The organism is Agrobacterium sp. CNPSo 2736 (genome assembly GCF_004005385.1).
GTDB classification, from domain to species: Bacteria; Pseudomonadota; Alphaproteobacteria; order Rhizobiales; family Rhizobiaceae; genus Agrobacterium; species Agrobacterium leguminum.
Genome location: NZ_RZTX01000002.1, coordinates 130,469 through 155,849 on the forward strand (window position 1 = coordinate 130,469; position 25,381 = coordinate 155,849).

General features: G+C 59.4%; 22 protein-coding genes and 1 tRNA gene. 15 read left to right on the forward strand and 8 right to left on the reverse strand.

Annotated elements, in window-relative coordinates; genetic code table 11:
• Window positions 1-47 precede the first annotated feature (47 nt).
• Window positions 48-2,969 carry an excinuclease ABC subunit UvrA gene (uvrA, locus tag EM858_RS04705; RefSeq protein WP_020809937.1) on the reverse strand — a complete coding sequence of 974 codons (2,922 nt, stop codon included), beginning with the start codon at window positions 2,967-2,969 and terminating at the stop codon, window positions 48-50.
• Window positions 2,970-3,233: 264 nt separating this feature from the next.
• Here uvrA and EM858_RS04710 point away from each other — a divergent pair, with 264 nt between their 5' ends.
• Window positions 3,234-3,812 (forward strand): single-stranded DNA-binding protein, encoded by a 579-nt coding sequence (locus EM858_RS04710; RefSeq protein WP_164865307.1) that lies wholly within the window; start codon window positions 3,234-3,236, stop codon window positions 3,810-3,812.
• A gap of 70 nt (window positions 3,813-3,882) precedes the next feature.
• On the opposite strand, the gene EM858_RS04715 is transcribed toward EM858_RS04710, so the two are convergent.
• Window positions 3,883-5,031 (reverse strand): HPP family protein, encoded by a 1,149-nt coding sequence (locus tag EM858_RS04715; RefSeq protein WP_127756013.1) that lies wholly within the window; start codon window positions 5,029-5,031, stop codon window positions 3,883-3,885.
• Between the two features lie 132 nt (window positions 5,032-5,163).
• The gene (locus tag EM858_RS04720) at window positions 5,164-5,793 is read right to left on the reverse strand and encodes a MarC family protein (RefSeq protein WP_003525062.1); all 630 of its coding nucleotides are present in this window, start codon (window positions 5,791-5,793) and stop codon (window positions 5,164-5,166) included.
• 217 nt (window positions 5,794-6,010) lie between these two features.
• Between EM858_RS04720 and gyrA the strand changes: the two genes are divergently transcribed.
• Complete coding sequence (gyrA, locus tag EM858_RS04725) at window positions 6,011-8,803, forward strand: DNA gyrase subunit A (protein WP_035261270.1); 2,793 nt, start codon at window positions 6,011-6,013, stop codon at window positions 8,801-8,803.
• 96 nt (window positions 8,804-8,899) lie between these two features.
• Here gyrA and EM858_RS04730 read toward each other — a convergent pair whose 3' ends face one another.
• From EM858_RS04730 to EM858_RS04740, 3 genes are all read right to left on the reverse strand, one after another.
• Window positions 8,900-9,160, reverse strand: coding sequence for a hypothetical protein (locus EM858_RS04730; RefSeq protein WP_003502750.1), 261 nt, complete (start codon window positions 9,158-9,160; stop codon window positions 8,900-8,902).
• An 83-nt stretch (window positions 9,161-9,243) separates the two neighbouring features.
• Complete coding sequence (locus EM858_RS04735) at window positions 9,244-10,737, reverse strand: D-alanyl-D-alanine carboxypeptidase family protein (protein ID WP_127756014.1); 1,494 nt, start codon at window positions 10,735-10,737, stop codon at window positions 9,244-9,246.
• 138 nt (window positions 10,738-10,875) lie between these two features.
• On the reverse strand, window positions 10,876-11,586 hold the full coding sequence (locus tag EM858_RS04740) for a hypothetical protein (RefSeq protein WP_127756015.1): 711 nt from the start codon (window positions 11,584-11,586) through the stop codon (window positions 10,876-10,878).
• 137 nt (window positions 11,587-11,723) lie between these two features.
• On the opposite strand from EM858_RS04740, the gene EM858_RS04745 reads away from it, so the two are divergent.
• From EM858_RS04745 to EM858_RS04760, 4 genes are all read left to right on the forward strand, one after another.
• Window positions 11,724-11,987 carry a hypothetical protein gene (locus tag EM858_RS04745; RefSeq protein WP_035261275.1) on the forward strand — a complete coding sequence of 88 codons (264 nt, stop codon included), beginning with the start codon at window positions 11,724-11,726 and terminating at the stop codon, window positions 11,985-11,987.
• A 15-nt stretch (window positions 11,988-12,002) separates the two neighbouring features.
• On the forward strand, window positions 12,003-12,230 hold the full coding sequence (locus EM858_RS04750; RefSeq protein ID WP_035261278.1) for a hypothetical protein: 228 nt from the start codon (window positions 12,003-12,005) through the stop codon (window positions 12,228-12,230).
• A gap of 339 nt (window positions 12,231-12,569) precedes the next feature.
• The gene (locus EM858_RS04755; protein ID WP_164865308.1) at window positions 12,570-12,722 is read left to right on the forward strand and encodes a hypothetical protein; all 153 of its coding nucleotides are present in this window, start codon (window positions 12,570-12,572) and stop codon (window positions 12,720-12,722) included.
• Window positions 12,723-12,809: 87 nt separating this feature from the next.
• Window positions 12,810-12,899: transfer RNA gene (locus tag EM858_RS04760), tRNA-Ser, on the forward strand.
• Between the two features lie 469 nt (window positions 12,900-13,368).
• Here the strand turns inward: EM858_RS04760 and EM858_RS04765 are convergent.
• Window positions 13,369-13,962, reverse strand: a complete 594-nt coding sequence (locus EM858_RS04765) for a hypothetical protein (RefSeq protein ID WP_127756017.1) — start codon at window positions 13,960-13,962, stop codon at window positions 13,369-13,371.
• Window positions 13,963-14,298: 336 nt separating this feature from the next.
• On the opposite strand from EM858_RS04765, the gene EM858_RS04770 reads away from it, so the two are divergent.
• A complete protein-coding gene (locus tag EM858_RS04770; RefSeq protein ID WP_127756018.1) occupies window positions 14,299-14,634 on the forward strand; it encodes a hypothetical protein in 336 nt (111 codons plus the stop codon).
• A 459-nt stretch (window positions 14,635-15,093) separates the two neighbouring features.
• Here the strand turns inward: EM858_RS04770 and EM858_RS04780 are convergent, their stop codons facing one another.
• Complete coding sequence (locus tag EM858_RS04780; protein WP_080817038.1) at window positions 15,094-15,432, reverse strand: hypothetical protein; 339 nt, start codon at window positions 15,430-15,432, stop codon at window positions 15,094-15,096.
• A gap of 318 nt (window positions 15,433-15,750) precedes the next feature.
• Between EM858_RS04780 and EM858_RS04785 the strand changes: the two genes are divergently transcribed.
• The 8 genes from EM858_RS04785 (at window position 15,751) to EM858_RS04820 (ending at window position 25,167) form a co-directional block, all read left to right on the forward strand.
• A complete protein-coding gene (locus tag EM858_RS04785; RefSeq protein ID WP_121490272.1) occupies window positions 15,751-16,839 on the forward strand; it encodes a septal ring lytic transglycosylase RlpA family protein in 1,089 nt (362 codons plus the stop codon).
• A 75-nt stretch (window positions 16,840-16,914) separates the two neighbouring features.
• A complete protein-coding gene (locus tag EM858_RS04790) occupies window positions 16,915-18,087 on the forward strand; it encodes a D-alanyl-D-alanine carboxypeptidase family protein (protein WP_127756020.1) in 1,173 nt (390 codons plus the stop codon).
• A gap of 135 nt (window positions 18,088-18,222) precedes the next feature.
• The gene (gene tmk, locus EM858_RS04795) at window positions 18,223-18,897 is read left to right on the forward strand and encodes a dTMP kinase (RefSeq protein WP_127756021.1); all 675 of its coding nucleotides are present in this window, start codon (window positions 18,223-18,225) and stop codon (window positions 18,895-18,897) included.
• Window positions 18,890-19,915: a DNA polymerase III subunit delta' gene (locus tag EM858_RS04800; protein WP_127756022.1), complete on the forward strand. Its 1,026-nt coding sequence runs from the start codon at window positions 18,890-18,892 to the stop codon at window positions 19,913-19,915. Before tmk ends, EM858_RS04800 begins: the two co-directional genes overlap by 8 nt.
• A gap of 277 nt (window positions 19,916-20,192) precedes the next feature.
• Window positions 20,193-21,743, forward strand: a complete 1,551-nt coding sequence (metG, locus tag EM858_RS04805; RefSeq protein ID WP_127756023.1) for a methionine--tRNA ligase — start codon at window positions 20,193-20,195, stop codon at window positions 21,741-21,743.
• Window positions 21,744-21,754: 11 nt separating this feature from the next.
• Window positions 21,755-22,537 carry a TatD family hydrolase gene (locus EM858_RS04810; protein ID WP_127756024.1) on the forward strand — a complete coding sequence of 261 codons (783 nt, stop codon included), beginning with the start codon at window positions 21,755-21,757 and terminating at the stop codon, window positions 22,535-22,537.
• 2 nt (window positions 22,538-22,539) lie between these two features.
• Window positions 22,540-23,364, forward strand: a complete 825-nt coding sequence (locus tag EM858_RS04815; RefSeq protein WP_127756025.1) for an MBL fold metallo-hydrolase — start codon at window positions 22,540-22,542, stop codon at window positions 23,362-23,364.
• A 21-nt stretch (window positions 23,365-23,385) separates the two neighbouring features.
• The gene (locus EM858_RS04820) at window positions 23,386-25,167 is read left to right on the forward strand and encodes a chloride channel protein (protein WP_127756026.1); all 1,782 of its coding nucleotides are present in this window, start codon (window positions 23,386-23,388) and stop codon (window positions 25,165-25,167) included.
• The last annotated feature ends 214 nt before the right edge of the window (window positions 25,168-25,381 follow it).

Consider the following 25,381-nt stretch of genomic DNA (forward strand, 5'->3'; position numbering starts at 1 on the left):
CTCCTCCGGCCTTCGGCCTATCGAACCCTTGCGACGAAAGCTGCGGATTACTCCGCAGCCTCCCGTTTTCCGGCCGGCCGGCGCTCCAGAAGCTCCTTCAGGAAGTGACCGGTATAGGAACGCTCGACCTTCACAATGTCCTCCGGTGTGCCGGTCGCGACCACTTCGCCGCCGCCCGTGCCGCCTTCGGGGCCGATATCGATGATCCAGTCAGCCGTCTTGATGACTTCGAGATTATGCTCGATCACCACGACGGAATTGCCCTGTTCGACCAGAGCATGCAGCATTTCCAGGAGCTTGTTGACATCGTGGAAATGCAGGCCGGTCGTCGGTTCGTCGAGAATATAGAGCGTGCGGCCGGTCGAGCGCTTCGACAGTTCCTTGGCGAGCTTGACGCGCTGCGCCTCGCCGCCGGAGAGCGTATTGGCCTGCTGGCCGACCTTGATGTAACCGAGGCCGACATCGAAGAGCGATTGCAGCTTGTCGCGCACGGCCGGGACGGCGGCGAAGAACTCCACGCCTTCCTCCACCGTCATATCCAGCACGTCGGCAATGGATTTGCCCTTGAAGGTGACATCGAGCGTCTCGCGATTGTAACGCTTGCCGTGGCAGACATCGCAGGTGACGTAAACGTCAGGCAGGAAGTGCATCTCGATCTTGATGACGCCATCGCCCTGGCAGGCCTCGCAGCGGCCGCCCTTGACGTTGAAGGAGAAACGGCCCGGCGCATAACCGCGCGCCTTGGCTTCCGGCAGGCCGGCGAACCAGTCGCGGATCGGCGTGAAGGCGCCGGTATAGGTGGCCGGGTTGGAACGCGGTGTGCGGCCAATCGGCGACTGGTCGATATCGATGACCTTGTCGATGAATTCGAAACCGTCGATGCGGTCGTGTTCGGCCGGGATTTCGCGCGCGCCCATCACCCGGCGCGCCGCCGACTTGTAGAGCGTCTCGATCAGGAAGGTCGATTTGCCGCCGCCCGATACGCCGGTTACGGCCGTGAAAACACCGAGCGGCACGGCGGCCGTAACATTCTTCAGGTTATTGCCGCGTGCACCAAAAACCTTGATCTCGCGGCCCTTCTTGGGCTTGCGGCGCTCTGCCGGTACGGCGACGCCGAGTTCGCCGGAGAGATATTTGCCGGTCAGCGATTTCGGATTGGCCATCACCTCCTGCGGTGAGCCCTCCGCAATCACCTGACCGCCATGAATGCCGGCGGCGGGGCCGATATCGACCACATAATCCGCCGTCAGAATGGCGTCCTCGTCATGTTCGACCACGATGACGGTATTGCCGATATCGCGCAGATGTTTCAGCGTATCCAGCAGGCGGGCATTATCGCGCTGGTGCAGGCCGATCGAGGGTTCGTCGAGAACATAGAGAACGCCGGTGAGGCCCGAACCGATCTGCGAGGCCAGCCGGATGCGCTGGCTTTCACCGCCGGAAAGCGTACCGGAATTGCGCGACAGGCTGAGATAATCCAGCCCGACATCGTTGAGGAAACGCAGGCGCTCGCGGATTTCCTTGAGGATGCGGACTGCGATCTCGTTCTGCTTGGCGTTGAGGCTTTCCGGCAGCACCTCGAACCAGTCGCGCGCGGTGCGGATCGACATTTCGGTGACTTCGCCGATATGCAGCCTGTTGATCTTGACGGCGAGCGCTTCCGGCTTCAGGCGATAACCGGCGCAGGCCGGGCAGGGGGCCGCCGACATGTAGCGTTCGATTTCCTCGCGCGCCCAGGCGCTGTCGGTCTCTTTCCAGCGACGCTCCAGATTGGGCACGATGCCTTCGAAGTTCTTCACCGTCTTGTAGGAGCGGGCGCCGTCCTGATAGTTGAATTCGATCTTGTCATCGGTGCCCTGCAGGATGGCGTGCTGCGCCTCTTTCGAAAGATCCGACCACTTGCTCGACAGCTTGAAACCGAAAGCCTTTCCGAGCGCTTCCAGCGTCTGATTGTAATAGGGCGACGAGGATTTCGCCCAGGGAGCGATGGCGCCGTCGCGCAGGGTACGGGCGGGCTCCGGCACGATCAGGTTTTCATCCACCTTCTGCTGCGAACCGAGGCCATCGCAGCTGGGGCAGGCGCCGAAGGGATTGTTGAAGGAGAACAGCCTTGGCTCGATTTCCGGAATGGTAAAGCCTGAAACGGGGCAGGCGAATTTCTCCGAAAACAGCACACGCTCATGGGTCTCGTTGAGCGACTTGTTGGCGGAACCGCCGGCGGCGGTTTCTTCCGGCGGCAGGGGCTTGTCGGCGAATTCGGCAACCGCCAACCCGTCGGCGAGCTTGAGGCAGGTCTCGAGACTGTCGGCAAGGCGCGCCGCCATATCCGGGCGCACCACCGCACGGTCGACCACCACGTCGATGTCGTGTTTGTATTTCTTGTCGAGGGCGGGTACGTCGGCGATTTCGTAGAACTGGCCATCCACCTTGACGCGCTGGAAGCCCTTCTTCATCAGATCGGCGAGTTCCTTTTTATATTCGCCTTTGCGGCCGCGCACCATCGGCGCGAGAATATAAAGACGTGTGCCTTCCTCGAAAGCGAGAATGCGGTCGACCATCTGGCTGACCGTCTGGCTTTCGATCGGCAGGCCCGTGGCCGGCGAATAGGGCACGCCGACACGCGCGAACAGCAGGCGCATATAGTCGTAGATTTCGGTGACCGTGCCGACCGTGGAGCGGGGATTGCGCGAGGTGGTCTTCTGCTCGATGGAGATTGCCGGCGACAGGCCGTCGATCTGGTCGACATCCGGCTTTTGCATCATTTCCAGAAACTGGCGCGCATAGGCCGAGAGGCTTTCGACATAACGGCGCTGGCCCTCGGCATAGATCGTGTCGAAGGCAAGCGAGGACTTGCCCGAGCCGGAAAGGCCGGTCATGACGATCAGCTTGTTGCGCGGCAGGTCCAGATCGATGCCCTTGAGGTTGTGCTCGCGGGCGCCACGGATGGAAATCGTCTTCAGTTCACTCATGACAAGGCTCGGACAAAAATAACGGGCTTGATGGCAGCGCGTCCTTATGTAGTGACGCAGCCGGATGTGTCGAGGTCTATTCCCAATCGGTCGCAGCTTTTCGGAATGCTTGACTCGAAATCTGCGATTTAATAGAACAAAAAAGGAACGAATTGCAAGCGCGAATGTCTGCTCCCGCAGCTTAAGATTATTCTTTGTGGATAGTTCCATGCTTGCGGTGCCCTTTGCGGGCGGCGGCGGCTATTGTGTGGCGAATTTTTTGAAATGCAATTGCCGGTCATGATGGCCGGCGGACAGGATGACGAGATGGCTGGTAGCGTAAACAAGGTAATTCTGATCGGGAACGTGGGCGCCGATCCCGAAATCCGCCGGACGCAGGATGGCCGCCCCATCGCCAATCTGCGCATCGCCACCTCGGAGACCTGGCGGGACCGTAACAGCGGCGAGCGCCGCGAAAAGACCGAATGGCACACCGTCGTCGTCTTCAACGAAGGCCTGTGCAAGGTCGTGGAGCAATATGTAAAAAAGGGCGCCAAGCTCTATATTGAAGGCCAGCTGCAGACGCGCAAATGGCAGGACCAGACCGGCAACGACCGTTACTCCACCGAAATCGTTTTGCAGGGCTTCAACTCCACGCTGACGATGCTCGATGGTCGCGGTGAGGGCGGTGGCCGCAGCGGCGGCGATTTCGGCGGCGGCAATGATTATGGCAGCGGCGGCGGCTCCAGCTATGGCGGTGGTTACGACCAGCAGTCCTCGTCGCGCGGCGGCTCTTCCCGTAGCGGCGGCGGCCAGCCTTCCGGCGGCTTCTCCAACGATATGGATGACGATATTCCGTTCTGAGCGGGACAGCGACTGACAGGAGGCGGGCACCGGGCAAACCACGGACTGCCCGCTTTGAGGCTGCGAGGACCTATGCCGCGACCTTGTCCGCCAGCATCGCGACCATGACATCGGATTGCGACACGATGCCCACCATCTTGCCTCTGGAGTCGATGACCGGCAGGTAGTGCAGTCCTTCTTCGGCAAAGCGGATGATGGCCTCCTCGATTGCCGTTTCCGGCCGTACGGTTCTGACTGGCGATGTCATGATGTCCTTGACGGTATCGTTGGGGGCGCTTGCGCCGGAGAGGATGAGGCGCAGCCGCTGCAGGAAACCGATGGAGGGGCGGCCGTTTCTCCAGCTTGCCTTTTCCAGAAAATCCGTCTGGGTGACGATGCCGACGATCTCCGCTTTATCGTTGGTGACCGGCAATGCCTTGAAATGGTGGCTGTGCATCAGGGCATGGGCGTGTCGCAGACTGTCATCGGGCGCAACACCGACGACATCGCGCGACATGACGCTGGCGCAATCGAGATGCAGCGCACGGCGACGCCAGGAGCGCAGTTCGGTCTTGCGTAAAATGGTTTCGAGCTCGTCACGGTCGATATCGAGGACCTGGTCATATTCCTTCAGCACCTCGTCGAGGTCGTTGGAGGAAAATCCGATTTTCTGGATGGGGGTCGGATCCGTGGTGCCGTGGGCGGCCTTGCCAAGCTTCAGGCCGTGGGGGTAGGCGCGACCGGTGGCGTTGTTATAGGCGAGGGCCAGGGCAAGAAGGATCAGCGAATTTCCGGCGACCGGCCAGAGCAGGAAGCCATAACCGAGGCTGTACACGGCAGGGCCGCCAAGAACGGCGGTCAGCGCCACCGCACCGCTTGGCGGGTGCAGGCAGCGCAAGGCCATCATCGCGGCAATGGCGAGGCTGATGGCGAGCGCGCTGGCAAGAAATAGATCCGGAACCAGCAGCGCGATTGTCACGCCCACGAAGGCCGAAACGAGGTTACCGCAGAGGATCGACCAGGGCTGCGCCAGCGGGCTGGAGGGCACGGCGAACAAAAGCACGGCCGAAGCGCCCATCGGGGCGATCATGGCGGGCAGCGTGGGGTCGAAACTGAGAGCGAGACTTCCCAGAAGGCCGGTCAGCAGAATGCCGACAAAGGCGCCGGTTGCGGAGCGCAGCCTTTCCCTGTTGCTGACGGGTGCGGCATCCGGGATGAGGCGACGCAGCGTGGAACGCATGGAGATAACTTTCGAATCCGAAAAAACATGCGTCTTTTAGCCGAAGCGGCGGTCGGATTTAAAGGGAGGATTTTCCGGCATTTCAGCGGTTGGCGGGAATTTATTGCGCTGGCACCACCAAGGGGCGGCTTTTCAAAAAGCGAAGGCCGATTTTATGCCGTCGACCACGAACTGCACGGAAAGGGCGGCAAGCAGCACGCCGAGCAGACGGGTGAGGATCGCGCGGCCGGTATTGCCGAGAAAACGGTCCATCCGCTCCGAGACGATCAGGGCCGCATAAACGAGGGCCATGGCGAAAGCGAGGATCAGGATGAGCACCAGCATCTCGACGGTGGTTTTCATCGAGCCGGCAAGTAGCACGGTCGCGGAAATGGCGCCTGGCCCGGCGATCAGGGGCAGCGCCAGCGGAAAGACCGCCAGATTGTGAAGGTGGTCCTTGGTGATGGCGATCTCGGAGGTCTTTTCCTTGCGCTCCTGGCGTTTTTCGAAAATCATCTCGAAGGAAATCCAGAACAGCAACAGGCCGCCGGCGATGCGGAACGCGCCGAGCGAGATGCCGAGAAGATTGAGGATGGCAAGGCCGAAGAGCGCGAAGACGGCGAGAATGCCGAAGGCGATGATGGAGCCGCGCAGCGCCACCTGGCTGCGCTGGTCGCGCGTCATGCCGGCGGTCAGCGCCAGAAAGACGGGGGCGAGGCCCGGCGGATCGAGCGTGACCAGAAGTGTGGTAAGCGCGTTGATGAGCGTTTCGCTGCTGGCCATTCTTTCCCCGTCTCATCTGTTTTTAGGGCGGAGCCTACGCAAGTCGCTAGCACTTTGAAAGGGAGCGGTGGCGCTTTTGCCGGGCTAAATCGTGAAAAGCGGCGTTCGTCTTGCAAATGACGCAAAAGCCTGTTCAAAACTCGCCGGGAAATTGGCTTAACGTGGCTGTTTCCGCTATAAAAATCCATCCGATTCTTAACAGAGAATGTGATCCGTTTTGACTGACCAGAGCCCCCCCGGCGGCGGAAAACTTCCGCCAGGCATTGAACCGATTTCCATCATGGAGGAAATGCAGCGGTCGTATCTCGATTACGCCATGAGCGTCATCGTGTCCCGCGCGCTTCCCGATGTGCGAGACGGCCTGAAGCCGGTTCATCGCCGTATTCTTTACGGCATGTCCGAACTCGGCATCGACTGGAACAAGAAATACGTCAAATGCGCCCGCGTTACCGGGGACGTGATGGGTAAATTCCATCCGCACGGCAATGCGGCGATTTATGACGCCTTGGCGCGTATGGCGCAGGACTGGTCGCTCCGCCTGCCGCTGATCGACGGGCAGGGCAATTTCGGCTCCATCGACGGCGATCCGCCGGCGGCAGAACGTTACACCGAATGCCGTCTGGAAAAGGCCGCCCATTCGCTGCTCGACGATCTCGACAAGGAAACGGTCGATTTCCGCGACAACTATGACGGCACCTTGCAGGAGCCGGTCGTCATTCCGGCCAAGTTCCCGAACCTTCTGGTCAACGGGGCAGGCGGCATCGCGGTCGGCATGGCCACCAATATTCCGCCGCACAATCTCTCGGAAGTCATCGACGGCTGTATCGCCATGATCGACAATCCGGCGATCGAGCTGCCGGAGCTGATGCAGATCATTCCCGGCCCGGACTTCCCGACCGGCGCGCTGATCATGGGCCGTTCCGGCATCCGTTCGGCCTATGAGACCGGCCGCGGCTCGGTCATCATGCGCGGCCGCGCCACCATCGAACCGATGCGCGGTGACCGCGAACAGATCATCATCACCGAAGTTCCCTATCAGGTGAACAAGGCGAACATGATCGAAAAGATGGCCGAACTGGTCAAGGAAAAGCGCATCGAGGGCATTTCCGACCTGCGCGACGAATCCGACCGTCAGGGCTATCGCGTCGTCATCGAATTGAAACGCGACGCCAATGCCGAAGTCATCCTGAACCAGCTTTACCGCTACACGCCGCTGCAGACCTCCTTCGGCTGCAACATGGTGGCGCTGAACGGCGGCAAGCCGGAGCAGATGACGCTCATCGACATGCTGCGCGCCTTCGTGGCCTTCCGTGAGGATGTCGTCAGCCGTCGTACGAAATATCTGCTGCGCAAGGCGCGCGAGCGTGCGCATGTGTTGGTTGGTCTGGCGATTGCGGTTGCCAATATCGACGAGGTCATCCGGGTTATCCGTCATGCGCCCGATCCCGCTTCGGCCCGCGAAGAGCTGATGACGCGGCGCTGGCCGGCGCAGGATGTGGAAAGCCTGATCCGTCTGATCGACGATCCGCGCCACCGCATCAATGAAGACGGCACCTATAATCTCTCGGAAGAGCAGGCGCGCGCCATTCTCGAACTGCGCCTTGCCCGCCTCACCGCGCTTGGCCGCGATGAAATCGGCGACGAGCTGAACAAGATCGGTGCTGAAATTTCCGAGTACCTCGAAATCCTGTCATCGCGCCTGCGCATCCAGCAGATCGTCAAGGACGAGCTTGTCGCCATCCGCGACGAGTTCGGCACGCCGCGCCGTTCCGAGATCGTCGAGGGCGGTCCCGATATGGACGATGAAGATCTCATCGCCCGCGAGGACATGGTCGTCACCGTTTCGCATCTTGGCTACATCAAGCGCGTGCCGCTGACCACCTACCGGGCGCAGCGTCGCGGCGGCAAGGGCCGTTCCGGCATGGCGACGCGCGACGAGGATTTCGTCAACCGTCTCTTCGTTGCCAACACCCATACGCCGGTGCTGTTCTTCTCCTCGCGTGGCATCGTCTACAAGGAAAAGGTCTGGCGCCTGCCGATCGGCACGCCGCAGTCCAAGGGCAAGGCCCTCATCAACATGCTGCCGCTGGAGCCCGGCGAGCGCATCACCACCATCATGCCGTTGCCCGAGGACGAAACGACCTGGGAAACGCTGGATGTGATGTTCTCGACGACGCGCGGCACGGTTCGCCGCAACAAGCTCGGTGATTTCGTGCAGGTCAACCGCAATGGCAAGATCGCCATGAAGCTGGACGAGGAGGGCGATGAAATCCTCTCCGTCGAAACCTGTACGGACCGCGACGACGTGCTGCTGACGACCGCGCTCGGCCAGTGCATCCGTTTCCCCGTGGACGATGTGCGCGTCTTTGCCGGCCGCAACTCCGTCGGCGTGCGCGGCATCAACATGGCCGAGGGCGACCGCATCATCTCCATGACCATCGTGGGCCATGTGGAAGCTGAACCGTGGGAGCGTGCGGCCTATCTGAAGCGCTCGGCTACCGAACGGCGTGCCGCAGGCGTGGATGAGGACGATATCGCGCTCGTCGGCGAGGAAGTGACGGAAGAGGGTGAACTCAGCGAAGAGCGCTATCAGGAACTGAAGGCACGCGAAGAATTCGTGCTGACGGTTTCCGTGAAGGGCTTCGGCAAGCGTTCCTCTTCTTACGATTTCCGCACCTCGGGTCGCGGCGGCAAGGGCATCCGCGCCACCGACACCTCTAAGACCAACGAGATCGGTGAACTGGTCGCGGCCTTCCCCGTGGAAGAAGGCGACCAGATCATGCTGGTTTCCGATGGCGGTCAGCTCATCCGCGTGCCGGTCAACGGCATCCGCATCGCCAGCCGCGCCACCAAGGGTGTGACGATCTTCTCGACCGCCAAGGATGAGAAGGTGGTTTCCGTGGAGCGCATCAACGAGCCTGAAGGCGACGACGAAGCGGAGAACGGCAATGGCGAAGATGCCGCCGACGATTTGCCGGATACGCCGGAGGCACCGGAAAACGAGGCGTAAGCCGCCTTGTTATCTCCGGTTACCAGTCAAGAAAAACCCCGCGGCGCTCAGGCTCCGCGGGGTTTTTGTTTGTGTCTTGTCGACTGCGTTTGATTTTCAGCGAATGCGAATATGGACCGGAGCGCGACCCGAGCGGCTCGCGACATGAAGGTGGATGTTCGCTTCCGGCTGATTGGAGCGCCAGGCGCGGGCGCCGTGCGACAGAAGCAGCGCCACGAGATCGCGTGTCTTCGCCTTGGAACGATTGAGACCGAGATCGGCGATACGCATCGCCGCTTCGTGAATGGGATGCAGAACCGACAGGCTGCCATGCCCGTTGCCAGACGCAATGTCCGAATAATTCTCGTTGACTGCCATCTTGGAAAGCCTCGCTACACATTACAAATTTCGAGGAGACAGGCGATGTTTCGACCATGAAGCACCGCCTGCGGAAACGTCTGTTACTGGAGTGACGCCCAGCAGCTGACGCCTTTCTTTTTCAATGCATTGCATGCATTCACCGCGGCGTTCTGGCCATCGAAACCGCCGAAACGGGCGCGGTAGATCTGGGAGCCGTCCTTGCTGAAGGCGACCGTGAAGGGTTTTGCGGAGCGCAGTGCCGCGCCGCCCTTTTCCTGCGCGTTCTGCAACAGGCCGCGCGCGGAGTTCTCATCGGGAGATGCACCGATCTGGATCACCCAGCCGCCCTGCGGAGCCTCGGACCTGGCCGAAACCGAAGGGGCGGAGACAACAGGCGCCGTGGTGGAGGCGGTGACGATATTGTCCACCTTGGTCGAGTTGGTGATCAACTTGCGGTCCGGTGCAGCGGGCGCCTGATTGATTGGGTCCTTGCCCTTCTGCCAGGTGGCGGCTTCCATGGCCTTGACGGCTGCATTGGAAGAGGAGCCTGCGAAGGCGGTAACCGGCGCTTCTTCGTAACGGGTCTGCGGCACCGGACCGGAATTGGGCAGGCCGGCTGCGGTTGCTGCAACTGCAACGGACGGAACAGCAGCGGCCACGGCGACGGGCTCTTCGACAGGCGCTGAGCGGGTCTGCGCGATCAGGTTGCTGTTGCCGCCACGCGATGCCTGCGGCAGATAGGTTGCGACAAGCTTGCGCATGGTGGCGTCACGGGCAGCGCTGGAGCGGCCGCCAAGAACGACGGCGACGATGGAGCGACCGTCGAGCTGCGCCGATGTGGCAAGGTTGCTGCCGGCTGCGCGGGTATAACCGGTCTTGATGCCATCCACACCCTTCACGGTTCCGACGAGGCGGTTATGGTTGCCGATAACCTGCTTGCCGAAGTTGAAGGTACGGGTGGAGAAATAGCCGTAATATTGCGGGAAATGCTGACGAAGCGCGACGCCGAGGCGGGCCTGGTCGCGCGCCGTCGTCATCTGCGCCGTGTTGGGCAGGCCGTTGGCGTTGCGATAGGTCGTGCGGGTCATGCCGAGTGCACGGGCCTTGGCGGTCATCATTCTGGCGAAACGGTCTTCCGAGCCGCCGAGATATTCGCCGAGCGCGGTGGCCATGTCATTTGCGGACCGGGTGACGAGTGCAAGGATAGCCTGTTCCACTGTGATGCTGCCGCCGGCGCGCACGCCAAGCTTGGATGGCGGCTCCTTGGCGGCGTTGGCTGACACCGGCACCTTGGAATCGAGCGAGATACGTCCGGTATTGAGCGCTTCGAATGTCAGATAAAGCGTCATCATCTTCGTCAGCGAAGCCGGATAACGCAGCCCGTCCGGATCCTCGCCATAGAGGACCTTGCCGGTCTTGGCATCGATGACGATGCCCGCATATTTCGGATCGGCCTTTGCGGCTTGAACGGATGTTGCGGTTATGAACGCCGCAGCAAGGGTTAACGCAATAAACCTTACGAAAGACGTCGCACCCGCTTTGCGCGAATGTGCCCCAGATAGACTTTTCAACACTGCTGAACTCTTCAATCGCATATTTCTGTTCCGCTCGGACACGCCCCGCCCGATGCTCCGGGAAGAAACTTTATCGGGATGGCGTTACCAAGTGGTTTATGAAAGGTATCTGCCTTCCATAAAATGCGACTTTTCGCACGCAATCTGTGCCGTGCTGTTTCACCGATTTCCGTCTTTTACGAGGCGGCGCTCGATATAGTTTTTCACATCCGCGTCCAGCTTTTGCCATTGCGGCAGCAGGGCGCAGGAGAAACGGTAGAACAGGCTGAGGTCCTGTCCGGCGTGAATATCCCTCTGACAATCGCTGCCGGTGGCCGCCTGCGGCATGAGGCAGCGCACCACATAGGCGCTTTCGCCCTCGCGCTCGCCGGTCAATATGACTTCCTTGCCGTAGCCGGAATCGGCGCGCAGGCGGTGCAGCATCAGGCCGTGCTTCAGCGGCACCGGCTCTCCCTCCGTCAGCCGCGAATAGATCGGCCCGAAACGACCGGACATGTCCTCGGACATGGTGCTTTGCGAAAGCTGGATGAAGATCAGCCCTGCCGCCTGCGCCGGATCGTCGAAGACGGCGCGATTCGCTTCCTCATAACCCTCGAGGTCAGGCCAGCTTAGATAAAGGTCGACGCGCTCGCGTTCTCCGCCGAGGCGTTCGGAAGGCGCCCGCAGGGTGTTTTGGGCAAGCTTCAGGCGGTCGTTGCCGATGACGATCTCCACCTCCTCGGTGGCCGTCGTATGGCCCGCCTGGAGAATCCGCTCGCCATACCATTTGATGCCGACATTGAGGACGCCGAGAAAGACGAGAAGAATTCCGGCGATGAGAACGGCCCGGAGCATGAGTGACGATGAAAGCAGGGGTTTCTGGTCGTTCATGGGCTTCCATATTCGTTCCGGCCGCCGGATGGGTTTCCGGCCGGGAAATAGCCGTGCAAAGCTTTAACCCGAGGCGATCGGCATTGAAATGATGTTTTGCCGCTGCTACCTGATACCGACCAAGCAAAGGACGGCATATGGCAGCGCGCGACAGATATTCCCGGAAGCTCGAATGTTCCAGATGTGGTCATCAGGGTTTTGCCGAAGCGTCGGAATCGGATGACAAGAGCCGCCGGGACGTCGATTTTCGCATCGATGAAATGCCGCGCGGATTTCGCGCGGAGCGCGCCTCGGGCGATCCGACGGATTTCATGATCCGCTGCGCCCAGTGCGGCAATATATTCCGTTTCCTGCAGAAAACCGCCTATGCGCCCGGAGGCGAACCGCGCGTGAAGGCCTGAAGGGAAGGTGCCGGCATGACTTTACCGCAACAACCGAACGGAGCGCCGCAAAGGCGCAAGCCGATCTGGCCGTGGATCGTGCTTCTGGTGCTGACGCTTTCAGCCATCTATTCCTATAATCGCGCCAACGAAATCATCGCGGAATTGTCCGATACCTTGCCGCCGGCGCTGCTGAACCTGTTTGAGGATATTCTCCGGGGTGACGGCCGGCATGGCAACGGCGGGCCGAGCATCGGCGTCTGAGGCGAGGGCGGTGAGAGAGCCGCGAGCCTTTTGGCCGCGCTTCATCTTCTGGGCCATGAAAGAAAAAAGCCCCGCAAAGAGGCGGGGCAGGTTGATCGCTCGGGGAAAGTTGGGCAATGCCCGGGAGCGATGGCTTGATATAAGTGACAATAGTGCTGACGCGATAGGCCATTTCCGTCCCAAACAGTACGCCTATGCATAAATTTCGCTCAATCCGCAGATTTTTGAACGATGAGTTTGGACAATCTGTAAGACAACTTGACAGACTTTCGCTTTATTCTTCGCATTGCCTCGAATTGCACATATTCGCCTTTAACATAACGTGACATGAGCAGACGCATGGATAAATCGGGAATCCTCTTCGTGGCGCTTTTGCTGGTGCTTGTCGCAATCGTTTTAAGCCTGACGCTATTCGAGACGGCTCAGCAGGTGCCCTCGATACCTTCAGGCGACGGATCCCTGCTGCCGCCGGCAACGACCCCGGGGCAATGATCTGCCAACCGCAAGAGAAGGGCGACACAGCTCGCCCGGGCGGGATTGACGGCCTTTTTCAAACCGCTATAAAGCCTCACCACCGATGGATGGGTGTCCGAGTGGTTTAAGGAACCGGTCTTGAAAACCGGCGTGCGTGAGAGCGTACCGTGGGTTCGAATCCCACCCCATCTGCCACCCTTTTTTATCATATGCTCCCGTTTGCCCTTACGCGCCCTATACGGTTCCGGTTCAAACTGGTTCCATGCCGTTTCGTACTATCCCGGTCATTTCCGGGTACCCAGCCGGGTATTAGAATCAAAAACTGGGTAAAGATGGAGCGGGCGTACTTACTGACACGGCGATTCTAAAAGCGAAGGTTGCATGACAGGCCCTACAAACTCGCCGACACGAACGTTCTTCACGGTTATGTCACGACCGGATCGGCTTCCAGCTATCGTGGTTTTGGGCGCACATTCTCATCTCTGGCTAAAGAGTTCAAAATCGTCCCTCATCTTGTAAAAGCGCGCACTGCCGTGCCAAGTGATGTTCTTATATTAGCGCGAGTCAATACGTATCGGCACAAGCGCTTCGAGGAGTTTTGTCACGCCATAAAAGCCACTGCACAATCATACAGTAGCTTTTATACGGAATAGACAGGTCAAATTCAGAACGAACAGACACTCGCGGCGAGACGGACGCATGCAAGCGTGTAGGGCAGAGAATGTCGCGATTTTCCGCGTGCCTGAGCAAATTGCTCAGCAGCCTGATCACAGTTTTCTTCCGCCTGGGTTTCGGCTTCTGCGATGGCTTCGGCACTGCCCTGATCGGCTACAGGCACGCGTGCCATACCGTAGACCTCCGCGAGGCTTTCCTGTGATTGGTACATGGTCTGCATAGGTACCATCTGACATCCATAGAAGGGCTGGCAAACGGTTTGCACTGTCATGCCGACATTGGTCCGGGTGTAGGATGGCTTTCGCGTAATATATATCGCAGTTGCCCACGGATATGTCCGGTAGATCGTTGAATTGGTAACGTCGCCGTGGATCGTTGACCCTTGAATGTTTGTGTAGGTCTTGATGTCGACGTTTGGAACATTTGATTTGCAAATATTCCGCGCCATCTCCTGTCGGGTGGTGGCCGCATCCGGCTGCTGAGAGCAGCCAGATGCCACTAATATTGGCCAGAAAAAGAATGTTGATTTTATAAAAGAAACCATTTTTCCATGGCTTTCTCCAGAAAATTGGATGTGACGCATTATTTATCGAGTAGCCGTCACGTTTATATCAGGCGTGGCGCGCGGAGTTACTGTTTGTCCTCCGCTGGAGTTACTTACGGAGCCGCCGATGGTAGATTTATTGACCGTCACTCCCGTTTCTGTTCTTGAATAGGTATTATTGCAAGCGGTTAGAAAAACGCTGCTTGTGAATACAATGAATGCGACTTTCATTTGTTCCCCCCCCCAAAAAAAATACAACTAAATTTAACATTTGCGGTTGAGTTTGAAAAGATATTCTATCAAAAGATTAATCAAATCTTTAGAGGTGCCTTGCGACGGACGGGATCGAGGGGCTAGCCCGGTTTGGGGGTTGAGATGAATCAGGAATGGTGGTCGGAAATCGGCCTTTTTCTTGACCTTATGGCATTTGCGATGTTGTCGTGGGATCTTGTTAGCTCAATTAATGGAGAACGGACGGCGCGTGACGACATTTTCAGGATAGAGCGGCGGGCTTTCAATTCTCGGTACGCAATTTTCGGCCCTGGCAATGAAAAGTTCGGGCAGGAACAGGATGAATTCGAGCGGCGACAGCAGGAGCGCCGTAGGAAGTCGGACGCCAGTATTAGAAAAAGGCAAATCGTTGCATGCGTGGCGATCATGATCGCGACAATTGGGTTTGCGATGCAGCTTTATGGCGGCTGGCCGGTTTGACTGCGAGCCGAGGGAGAAGCAGCGGACAGCAAATCTTGCAATGGCTTACCTCAAAGAAGTCTTGACTATGGTCAAGATCGGTTCCTCGACACTTTGTCGATGGATGGATAACGGCATCGTCTCTAGGCCGCGCCAGTCTGGCGAACGTTGGGTTCGTTGGATGGTAGCTGACATCAAGGAGTGGCAGGACACTCGGCAGACTGAAAAAAGCATCGTAAAAACTGAAAATGATTCCCGGGTATAAAACCCGTTACAATTTAAAATGACAAAAAAATTCTAGAGATAATTTCAACGCAGCAGGGGGCTAAACGTGACATGCACCCCATCTGCAAGCGTAAAAATCGTTCGAACAATGCTGCGACGAGGGATGCTTTGATCGTGTTGCTTGGTTTTGGAGCGGTGCGAATTCAGCGCGAATGAGAAACCCGCCTTGCGGCGGGTTCCATATTGGTGATCCAATCAGATTTCCGGGCAGCCCCGTTCGTTCGCAAATGTGATGCGATCCGGTCCCCGGCGCGTGAAGCCTTCGACGACGACACGGCCCGGGGTGACGCGCACGACCTCGGGATCGCGCAGGCCTGCCTCACGGGCGGCGGCGCGGGCTTCGCGTTCGCTGCATCCACGCATGCGGGGCGGGCCGCGGCGGTCTACGTCCCGGTCACGATCGCGGATGACGGGGCGAACGCCGTCGGGGCCGATTCTGAGTTCCATGTCCTGCGCGCCTGCGGGGATCGGCGCGGCGAAGGATACCAGGGCGACGCCCATCGCCAGAGCTGTGGTTTTCATAAGCTTGATCATGTTTCCTCCCTCAGCCGAAACCGGCGGAAAGCTCGTTTGTTTGCGGGGAGAGAACGCGGTTGCTGTCCGTTTGTTCCTTGCGGGTGCGGTGAACGGGAGATGCTGGGGCGGGTAAAGCCGGCCCGATGGGCGGGCTTAAAAGATAGAAATCATTAACCACGTTCGTTACAATTTTATCGAATTTGCAGAAGTCGTTCGCATTTTCGCCACGTTATGCACAAGATTAAGCGACTGTTAGGTGCTTCGATGGCAGGGGCAAATAATCGAGGCAAGTGAGGGTGCGGTTCTCCGAGCCAATAGCAGCGTGGGGCAGACGATTTGAATTCTACGGTCAAGAAACTCGGCATCAACGCCAGGTCGGGCGTGAAGTGGCTTGCAATTTCCGTGCTTTGCGCCGCAACCGCATCGTGTTCCACGACGTCCGAGACCAAGCCTAAGCCCAAGCGCAGCAAGGAATATTTTTCCGAATCCGAATATGGCGTCAAAGCCAGCCCGCGCGTGGCCGATGGCAAAGCCATTCCCAAGGGCGGCGGGCGCGAGCTGATCGGGAATGCCTATACCGTCAAGGGCCGCCGTTATTTCCCGAAGGAAGAGCCGGGCTACAACAAGACCGGCCTTGCTTCCTGGTACGGTTCCGCCTTCCATGGCCGCCTGACCGCCAATGGCGAAGTCTACGACAAAGAACATCTTTCTGCCGCACATCCGACATTTCCCCTGCCGAGCTACGCGCGCATCACCAACATGGAAAATGGCGCTTCGGTTCTGGTGCGAGTCAACGATCGCGGACCGTTCCATGAAGGTCGCCTGATCGACGTTTCCAGCAAGACGGCCGATCTTCTCGACATGAAGGCAACCGGCACGGCCAATGTGCGGGTACAATATGCCGGCCGCGCACCGCTCGATGGTCACGACATGCCTTATCTGATGGCGTCCTATATTCCGAAGGGTTCGCGTTCGCCGGGTGTAGCGCCCGAAGGGCAGATCGCGACGGGCGTGATGGTGGCTTCGGCCTCGCCGAATTTCGTTCCGGCTCCTGCGTCCAACCCGAATTATGGCGGCTCCGCACAGACGGCGCTCGTCGGTTCCAAGAAGAATGCGGCGCTTCAGGCCATGCCGCTGGTCAACGGCCCGGCGCCGGCTTTCGAGCAGTTTGCGATCCTGCCGGAAATCGGCCCCATCCTGGCGGAGCGTCCGGAAGGCAATTTCATGCGTGAGCCGGCGGCGCCCGGCGGCAATTATCTGCGCGTGCCGACGCCTTCCTCCAAATTTGCGGCGGCCTATTCCGAAGAATCGGCTACGGTCTCCAGGACCGCGAGCGCCTTCGACAGCGTGCTCGTCGACCGTGGCGCGCTCAACGAGCAATCGATACTCGCCCATGTGAAGCGTCAGCAGGCGAAGTCGCGCTGACGAATTGAAGGATACGGCCGGCCTCTCGCCTTTGTCGCGGGCAGCCGGTTACGGCAGGCAGGACTGGGCGGTTTCATGCGCAAGGCCATTCATCGCTCCTATTGTTCGGTCGTCGCAGCGGCAGCGTTTGCGTTTTTCAGTGCGGGCCCGGTGCAATCGCAGACCGGCCCCTTCATCGCAAAGGCTGAACAGGCCTATATGATCGATGCCGAAACAGGCACGGTGCTTCTTTCGCAAAACGAGAATCAGCCTTTTCCGCCCGCTTCGCTTGCCAAGCTGATGACGGTGGAAGTGGTGCTGGATGCGTTGTCAAAGGGGCAGGTGACGGCAGAGACGGCTTACCCCGTCTCGGAATATGCCTGGCGCACGGGCGGCGCGCCCTCGCGCACCTCGACCATGTTCGCGGCGCTGAAATCCTCCGTCAGCATCAACGATCTTTTGACCGGCATCATCGTGCAGAACGCCAATGACGGCTGCATCGTCGTTGCCGAAGGCATGGCGGGTTCGGATGCCGCTTTCGCCAAGCGCATGACGGCGCGGGCGGGCGAACTGGACATGAGCAGCAGCACCTTCACCAATTCGACCGGGCTTCCCGACCCCGGCAACCGGACGACCGCGAGGGACATGGTGCGTCTTGCGCAACATCTGCGTGATACCTATCCCGAGCGTTACGGGCTTTTCACCAAACCGGATTTCGAATGGAACCGGATCTTCCAGCGCAACAAGAATACGCTCCTGATGCCCGGCAGCGGCATAGACGGTCTCGGCCTCGGTTTTGCGGAAGGCAGCGGTTTTGCCGCTGTCGTTTCGGCCGAGCGGGACGGCCGCCGGGTCTATCTGGCGCTTGCCGGCATCGTGGACGACAAGACGCGGCAGGAAGAGGCCCGCCGGGTGGTGGACTGGGGCCTGACCGCCTTTGAAAAACGCCATCTCTTCAGCAAGGACGAAGCCGTCGGGTCTGTCAGCGTTTATGGCGGCGATGTTTCGCATATCGATCTTTCGCCGAAGGAAGATGTCAGCGTGCTGGTGCCGGTCAATAATCCGGATCGTATTTCCGGCCGTATCGTCTATCGCTGGCCCCTGAATGCGCCGCTGGACGTCGGGGCGAATGCCGGAACGCTCAAGATTTTTTCGGGCGAGCGCCTGTTGCGGGAAGTGCCGCTTTATACAAAGGCGGCGGTCGGCAAGGGGTCGCTCACCCAGAATGCCACAGGCGCGCTGAAGGAACTGCTGCTGTTCTGGCTCTGAAAGCCTGTTCCATGCGCGGCCTTGTTCCTATGCTTTTGTTCAGGCATCGGTTTTTCTGAAAAGCGCTTCACAGATTTCGGTTCGATGCTGTAAACAGGCATTTCGAATTCGAGGAAACCCGTGCAGGACGTGACATTGGCCGAAAAGACCGGATTGTTCATCAGCTTCGAAGGCGGCGAAGGCGCCGGCAAGTCGACGCAGATTCGCACGCTTGCCGAGGCGCTCCGCAGCCGTGGTTTCGAGGTGGTCGTGACGCGCGAGCCGGGCGGCTCGCCGGGTGCGGAGGCCGTTCGGCATGTTCTTCTATCCGGCGCTGCGGAATCCTTCGGGGTGCGCATGGAAGCGATCCTGTTTGCGGCGGCGCGCAACGACCATGTCGAAGAGGTCATTCGCCCGGCGCTTGCGCGCGGCGAGATCGTGCTCTGCGACCGGTTTCTCGATTCGTCCCGTGTCTATCAGGGCACGACCGGCAATCTGGAGCCGGATTTCATCGAGACATTGCAACGCATTGCGATTGACGGTGTCGTGCCGGAGCTGACGCTGATTTTCGACATTGCCGCCGAAAAGGGGCTCGCCCGCGCCAGAAAGCGCGCGGATGAAGGCGCTGCGCCGGACCGCTTCGAAAAAGAGGAAATCGAGACCCACGAGAAGCGGCGGGAAGCCTATCTGGATATTGCGCTTGCCGAGCCGCGTCGTTGCCGGATCGTCAACGCCGACCAGCCGGAAGAAAAAGTGGCGGAGGATGTCATGTCCTTCGTCGAGCCCTTGCTCGAACAGCTGAAAACAGCGGCGGGCGCGGCGCATGAGTGAAGTTCAGGGCGTTCTCGACGGTGCGATTGCGCCGCAGCAGAACACGAAGCTTTTCGGGCATGAGGAAGCGGAAGCCTTCCTCGCGCAGTCCTATCGTTCCGGCAAGGGCCATCATGCCATTCTGATCGAAGGGCCGGAGGGGATCGGCAAGGCGACGCTTGCCTTCCGCTTTGCCAATCATGTGCTGAGCTATCCCGATCCGTCGCTGGCGCCGGATTTTCTCGCCGATCCTGATCCGCAATCGCTGGTCAGCCGGCAGATCACCGCGGGCGCCTCGCATAATCTGCTGCATCTGACCCGTCCTGTGGATGAAAAGACCGGTCGTGTGAAATCCGCCATTACGGTGGACGAGGTGCGGCGGGCAGGGCACTTCTTTTCGCAGACCTCCGGCACCGGCAACTGGCGTATCGTCATCATCGATCCTGCCGACGATCTCAATCGCAACGCCGCGAATGCGATCCTCAAAATACTGGAGGAGCCGCCGAAACGGGCGATGTTCCTCGTTCTCTCGCACGCGCCGGGAAAATTGCTGCCGACCATCCGCTCACGCTGCATGCCGCTCAGGCTCCTGCCGCTTTCGGATGCGGCCATGGTGCAGTCCCTCGATCATCTCGGCATCAGCCCGGAAGGCGAAAAACGCGACGCCCTGCTTGCCGCCTCCAAGGGCAGCGTCGCGCAGGCGCTGAAGCTGATGAATTACGGCGGCTCCGATATTGTCGAGGCCTTTGCGGAGGTCATGGCTTCCGAAGGGCCCGGCGTGCGCAAGCAGATGCATAAGCTTGCCGAGGTTCTGGCACAGAAGGATGGCGACATCGTTCTCGGCTTCTTCATGGAGCATGTGACGGAAGAGCTCATCGAGCGCGCACGGGCGGCGGCGATGGCGGGCGATATCGCGGCGGCGGAGAAACATGCACGGCTTTCCTCGACGCTCTCCGAACGCATTACTGTGGCGCAGGCCTATAATCTCGACAAGAAGCAGATGGTGCTTTCCATTCTGGAAGATATTCGCGGCGTTTGAAGGCGAGGGATCGTGCGGAATGTACGATTCGACGGTGGATAAATTCTCCTCCGTCATGCCGGACTGGGTTCGGCATCCAGCCACGGCGCGTCCGCGCCGTGAAGAGAGTCTTTTGCGATCAAGGACTTGATCGCGCTGGACCCCGAATCCAGTCCGGGGTGACGGCCACTTTGTCCGCAGGCCATCGTACAAAACGTACGCTTTTTCTTTCGCTGCTGCGAACAATGGTTTAAGAGCGGTCTATCCAAAAAACAGCCTGTAAAGTCGATAGACCGTCATGACAGACAAGACACCATTCTACATCACCACCGCGATCTCCTATCCTAACGGCAAGCCGCATATCGGCCATGCCTATGAATTGATTGCGACGGATGCCATGGCACGCTTTCAGCGCCTGGATGGAATGGATGTGTTCTTCCTGACCGGCACCGACGAACACGGCCAGAAGATGCAGCAGACGGCGCGGGCGGAAGGCATTTCGCCGGAAGAACTGGCTGAGCGCAATTCGGACCAGTTCCGCGCGATGGGCAAGCTGCTCAACGCCTCGAACGACGATTTCATCCGCACCACGGAAGAACGTCACCACGAGACCTCGCGCAATATATGGAACCTGATGGCCGATAGCGGCGACATCTACAAGGACAGCTATGCCGGCTGGTATTCGGTGCGCGACGAGGCCTATTACGCCGAGGACGAAACGGAACTGCGCGCTGACGGCGTTCGCTACGGGCCGCAGGGCACGCCGGTCGAGTGGGTGGAAGAGGAGAGCTACTTCTTCAAGCTTTCCGAATATCAGGACAAGCTGCTGAAGCTCTATGAGGAAAATCCGGAGTTCATCGGTCCGGCGGAGCGCCGCAACGAAATCATCTCCTTCGTCAAATCCGGCCTCAAGGACCTGTCGATTTCGCGCACCACCTTCGACTGGGGCATCAAGGTTCCGAACGATCCGAAACACGTCATGTACGTCTGGGTCGATGCGCTGACCAACTACATCACCGCGACTGGTTACATCGAGGATAAAAACGGCCCGCGTGCGAAATATTGGCCCGCCGACGTGCATATCATCGGCAAGGATATCATCCGATTCCACGCGGTCTATTGGCCGGCTTTCCTGATGAGCGCGAAGCTGCCGTTGCCCAAGCGGGTTTATGCGCATGGCTTCCTGCTCAACAAGGGCGAGAAGATGTCGAAGTCGCTCGGCAATGTCGTCGATCCGGCCAATCTGGTGAACCATTTCGGTCTCGATCAGGTCCGTTATTTCTTCCTGCGCGAAGTCTCCTTCGGCCAGGACGGCAGCTATAGCGAAGAGGGCATCGCCACCCGCATCAATGCCGATCTTGCCAACGGTATCGGCAATCTCGCCAGCCGTTCGCTGTCGATGATCGTCAAGAATTGCGAAGGCCAGATCCCGACGCCCGGTGAGTTTACCGAAGAAGACAAGGCGATGCTGGCTTCCGCAGACGGGCTGCTGGCGCTTTGCCGCGAGGAGATGGGCAAGCAGCTCATCCACCGCGCGCTTGCGGCCATCATCGCCGTCGTCTCGGAAACCGACCGCTATTTCGCCTCGCAGGAGCCGTGGGCGCTGAAAAAGACAGATCCCGAGCGCATGGGCACCGTGCTTTACGTCACGGCGGAAGTGGTGCGCCAGATCGGCATTCTCCTGCAGCCCTTCATGCCGGAATCCTGCGACAAGCTGCTGGATCTCGTTGCTGCCCCTGCCGACAAACGTGATTTTGCCGCACTCGGCGAAGCGGGCCGTCTGGTTCCGGGCACGCCGCTTGAGGCGCCGAAGCCGGTCTTCCCGCGTTACGTCGCACCGGAAGCGTGAAGGCGAGACCCATGCTGATCGATACGCATTGCCATCTGGATTTTCCCGATTTCGAAGCTGAGCGCGACGATATCATCGCCCGCGCCCATGCTTCGGGTGTGAGCCAGATGGTGACGATCTCGACCCGGGTGCGTCGTCTGCCCGAACTTTTGAAGATCACGGAAAAATATCCGTCGGTCTTCTGTTCGGTCGGCACGCATCCGAACAATGCCGACGAGGAACTGGATATTTCCGCCGACGAGCTTGTGCGGCTGGCGGAGAGCCATGACAAGATCGTGGCGATCGGTGAGGCGGGTCTGGATTATTTCTACGATACGCAGAAGCCGGAAGACCAGAAGACCGGCCTTATCCGCCACATCGAGGCCGCAAGACGAACGAAGCTGCCGCTTGTCATTCACAGCCGCAGCGCCGATGACGACATGGCCGCTATTTTGCGCGCCGAAAGCGGGAAGGGTGCGTTCCCCTTCATTCTGCACTGCTTTTCCGCCGGTCCCGAGCTGGCGAAAACCGGTGTCGAGCTTGGCGGTTATGTCTCCTTTTCCGGCATTCTGACCTTCCCGAAATCGCAGGATATCCGCGATATCGCCGCCACCGTGCCGCTGGACCGGTTGCTGGTGGAAACGGATGCGCCTTATCTTGCGCCGAAGCGCTGGCGGGGAAAGCGCAACGAACCGTCCTATGTGGTCAATACCGCTGAGGTTCTGGCCGAGGTGCACGGCGTTTCCTATGAGCGCATGGCCGAAATCACCACCGAAAACGCCTTCCGCTGCTTTTCCAAGATGACAAGGGTGTAGGTGTGGCAATCTACCGTCGTCGCTTCACGGTTCTCGGTTGCGCATCGTCGCCCGGCGTGCCGCGCATCAACGGCGATTGGGGCGCATGCGACCCCGAAAACCCGAAGAACCGGCGCACGCGAACGGCCTTCATGGTGGAACAGATCGGCCCGAATGGCGGACGGACGACCGTCGTCATCGACACCGGCCCGGATTTTCGCGAACAGATGATCGCGGCGAAGGTGGAGGCGGTCGATGCGGTGCTTTACACTCACGCCCATGCCGACCATCTGCACGGTATCGACGATCTGCGCATCTATTTCGCCCTTCAGCAAAGCCGCATTCCGATCTATGCCGATCCCGTTACGATGGCGCGCATAAAGGACGGTTTCGCCTATTGCCTGGAGACCCCGCCGGGCAGCAGCTATCCGCCCATCGTCGAACCGCGGATCATCGCCGATATCGACGCGGCCTTGATCATCGATGGGGCAGGCGGGCCGATCCCGTTCAACGTGCACATGCAGCAGCATGGCGATGTGCATTCGCTGGGCTTTCGCATTGGTGACGTCGCCTATTGCACCGATGTCAGCGATTTTCCGGCAGAAAGCCTGCCGAAGCTTGCCGGTCTCGATGTCCTCGTCATCGACGCGCTGCAGCACCGTTACCACCCCAGCCATCTTTCGCTGGAACAGGCGCTTGGCTGGATCGAAAGATTCGCACCCAAAAGGGCGATCTTGACCCACATGCATATTCCGCTCGATTATGAGACGGTGATGCGGGAAACGCCTGATCATGTCGAACCGGCTTATGATCAGATGCGTTTCGAGATCGAGATCGAAGCAGCCTGACGCCGCCTGAAAAGGAGCAGCATGTCGACCAAGCCTTTCCGTGCACCCAGTATGGCGAGCTTCTTCGACAATCTGCGCGCCAGTCGTCTGCGGGCGATGTTCCGGCGCGGCGAACTGGGACTGGTGATCCTTGCCGTCTTCATCGGCATTGCGGCGGGCCTTCTCGTGGCGTTGATCGGCGCCTTGAGCACGGCGTTGCATGTGCTGGTTTTCGGCGTCGAGCGGTTGAGCAGCAGCGATCTTTCCGGACGGATCGTGCTTGTCGGACCGATCATCGGCGGCATCGTGCTCGGGCTGATCATCTTCATTCTTTCGAAAACCCGCAAGAAACCCATGGTCGACCCCATCGAGGCAAATGCGCTGCATGGCGGCCGGCTGTCGCTGACGGACAGCATCATCGTTTGCGTGCAGAATATCGTCTCCAACGGTTTTGGCGCCTCCGTCGGGCTTGAGGCCGGCTACACCCAGATCGCCAGCGGCGTCGCCTCGAAGATCGGCATCAAGCTGAAACTGCGGCGAGGGGATATGCGTATCCTCGTCGGCTGCGGCGCTGCGGGGGCGATTGCTGCGGCCTTCAACGCACCTCTGACCGGGGCGTTCTACGCCATCGAACTGATCATCGGCACCTATACCGTGGTGACGCTTGCGCCGCTCATCGTCTCGGCACTGGTAGCGACGACGGTCATTGGGATTATCGGCGGCCATGGCATCTCGATCGATATTGTCGATGCCAGCCGTGTAACACCGGCGGATTATGTGCCCGCCATCTTTCTCGGCGTCGTGTGTGCGGCCATCGGCATCGTGCTGATGCAGGCGGTGTCCTTCATCGAAGAAACCGCACGCAAAAGCGCCATTCCGGGCTGGCTGCGTCCTGCCATCGGCGGCGTGGCGGTGGGCGGGCTCGCGCTGATTTCACCGCAGGTCCTGTCGAGCGGCCATGGTGCGCTGCATCTCAATATCGATGCGGAACTGACGATATACGGGGTGGCCGGGCTGTTCCTGTTGAAGGCGGCGGCCAGCGCCATTTCCATCGGCTCGAATTTCCGTGGCGGCCTGTTTTTCGCCTCGCTGTTCATGGGCTCGCTGCTGGGCAAGATTTTCGCGCTCTGCGCACCCTATATCGGTTATGGGTCGACGGCGCCCATCGTCTATGCCGTGATCGGCATGAGCGCCTTCGCCGCCGCCATCATCGGCGGTCCGCTGACCATGACGTTTCTGGCGCTGGAACTGACTGGCGACTTCCAGATCACGGCGCTGGTGCTTGCCGCCGTCATCACTACCTCGCTCGTGGTGCGCACCACCTTCGGTTACTCCTTCGCCACCTGGCGTTTTCACCTGCGTGGCGAGAGCATTCGCAGCGCCCATGATATCGGCTGGATCCGCGACCTGACGGTCGGCAGGATGATGCGCGCCGATATCCGCAAGGCCAATGTCAGCATGGGCCTCCCGGCCTTCAAGGAGAAGTTTCCGCTCGGTTCGACGCAACGGGTAATCATGACCCATGATGACGGACGTTATGCCGGCATCGTCCTCGTGCCGGAAATTTACGCAGACCCGATGGATCGCGACCCCAGCAAGATCAGCCTAGAAACCTATCTGCAATACAAGAACGATGTGTTGCTGCCGACCATGAATGCCCGCCAGGCGGCGGCAGCCTTCGATGCGGCGGAGAGCGAAGCGCTGGTTGTCGTTAATGACAAGATCGAAAATCGTCCTGTCGGATTGCTTACCGAAAGCCATACGCTGAGGCGCTATAGCGAAGAACTGGATTTGAGACGCCGGGAGGCGTCAGGTGAGTTTTGAAACTACATTAGATTGTCAGTTTTATCTATTGATATAATTATGTTTTTATAATGTATTTTCATTGCCTTTAATCCTTGTCCGGGAACGGTTTTTTTCGCCGCGTACACGCGTGTCGGCCGGGTTCCTGTGACCGGCACAGGAATGGGCGGAGGAACGACTCCGCCCCGGGGAGCCAATTTGTCGCGTATGTGATGCACAACAACTCCACCAAAGT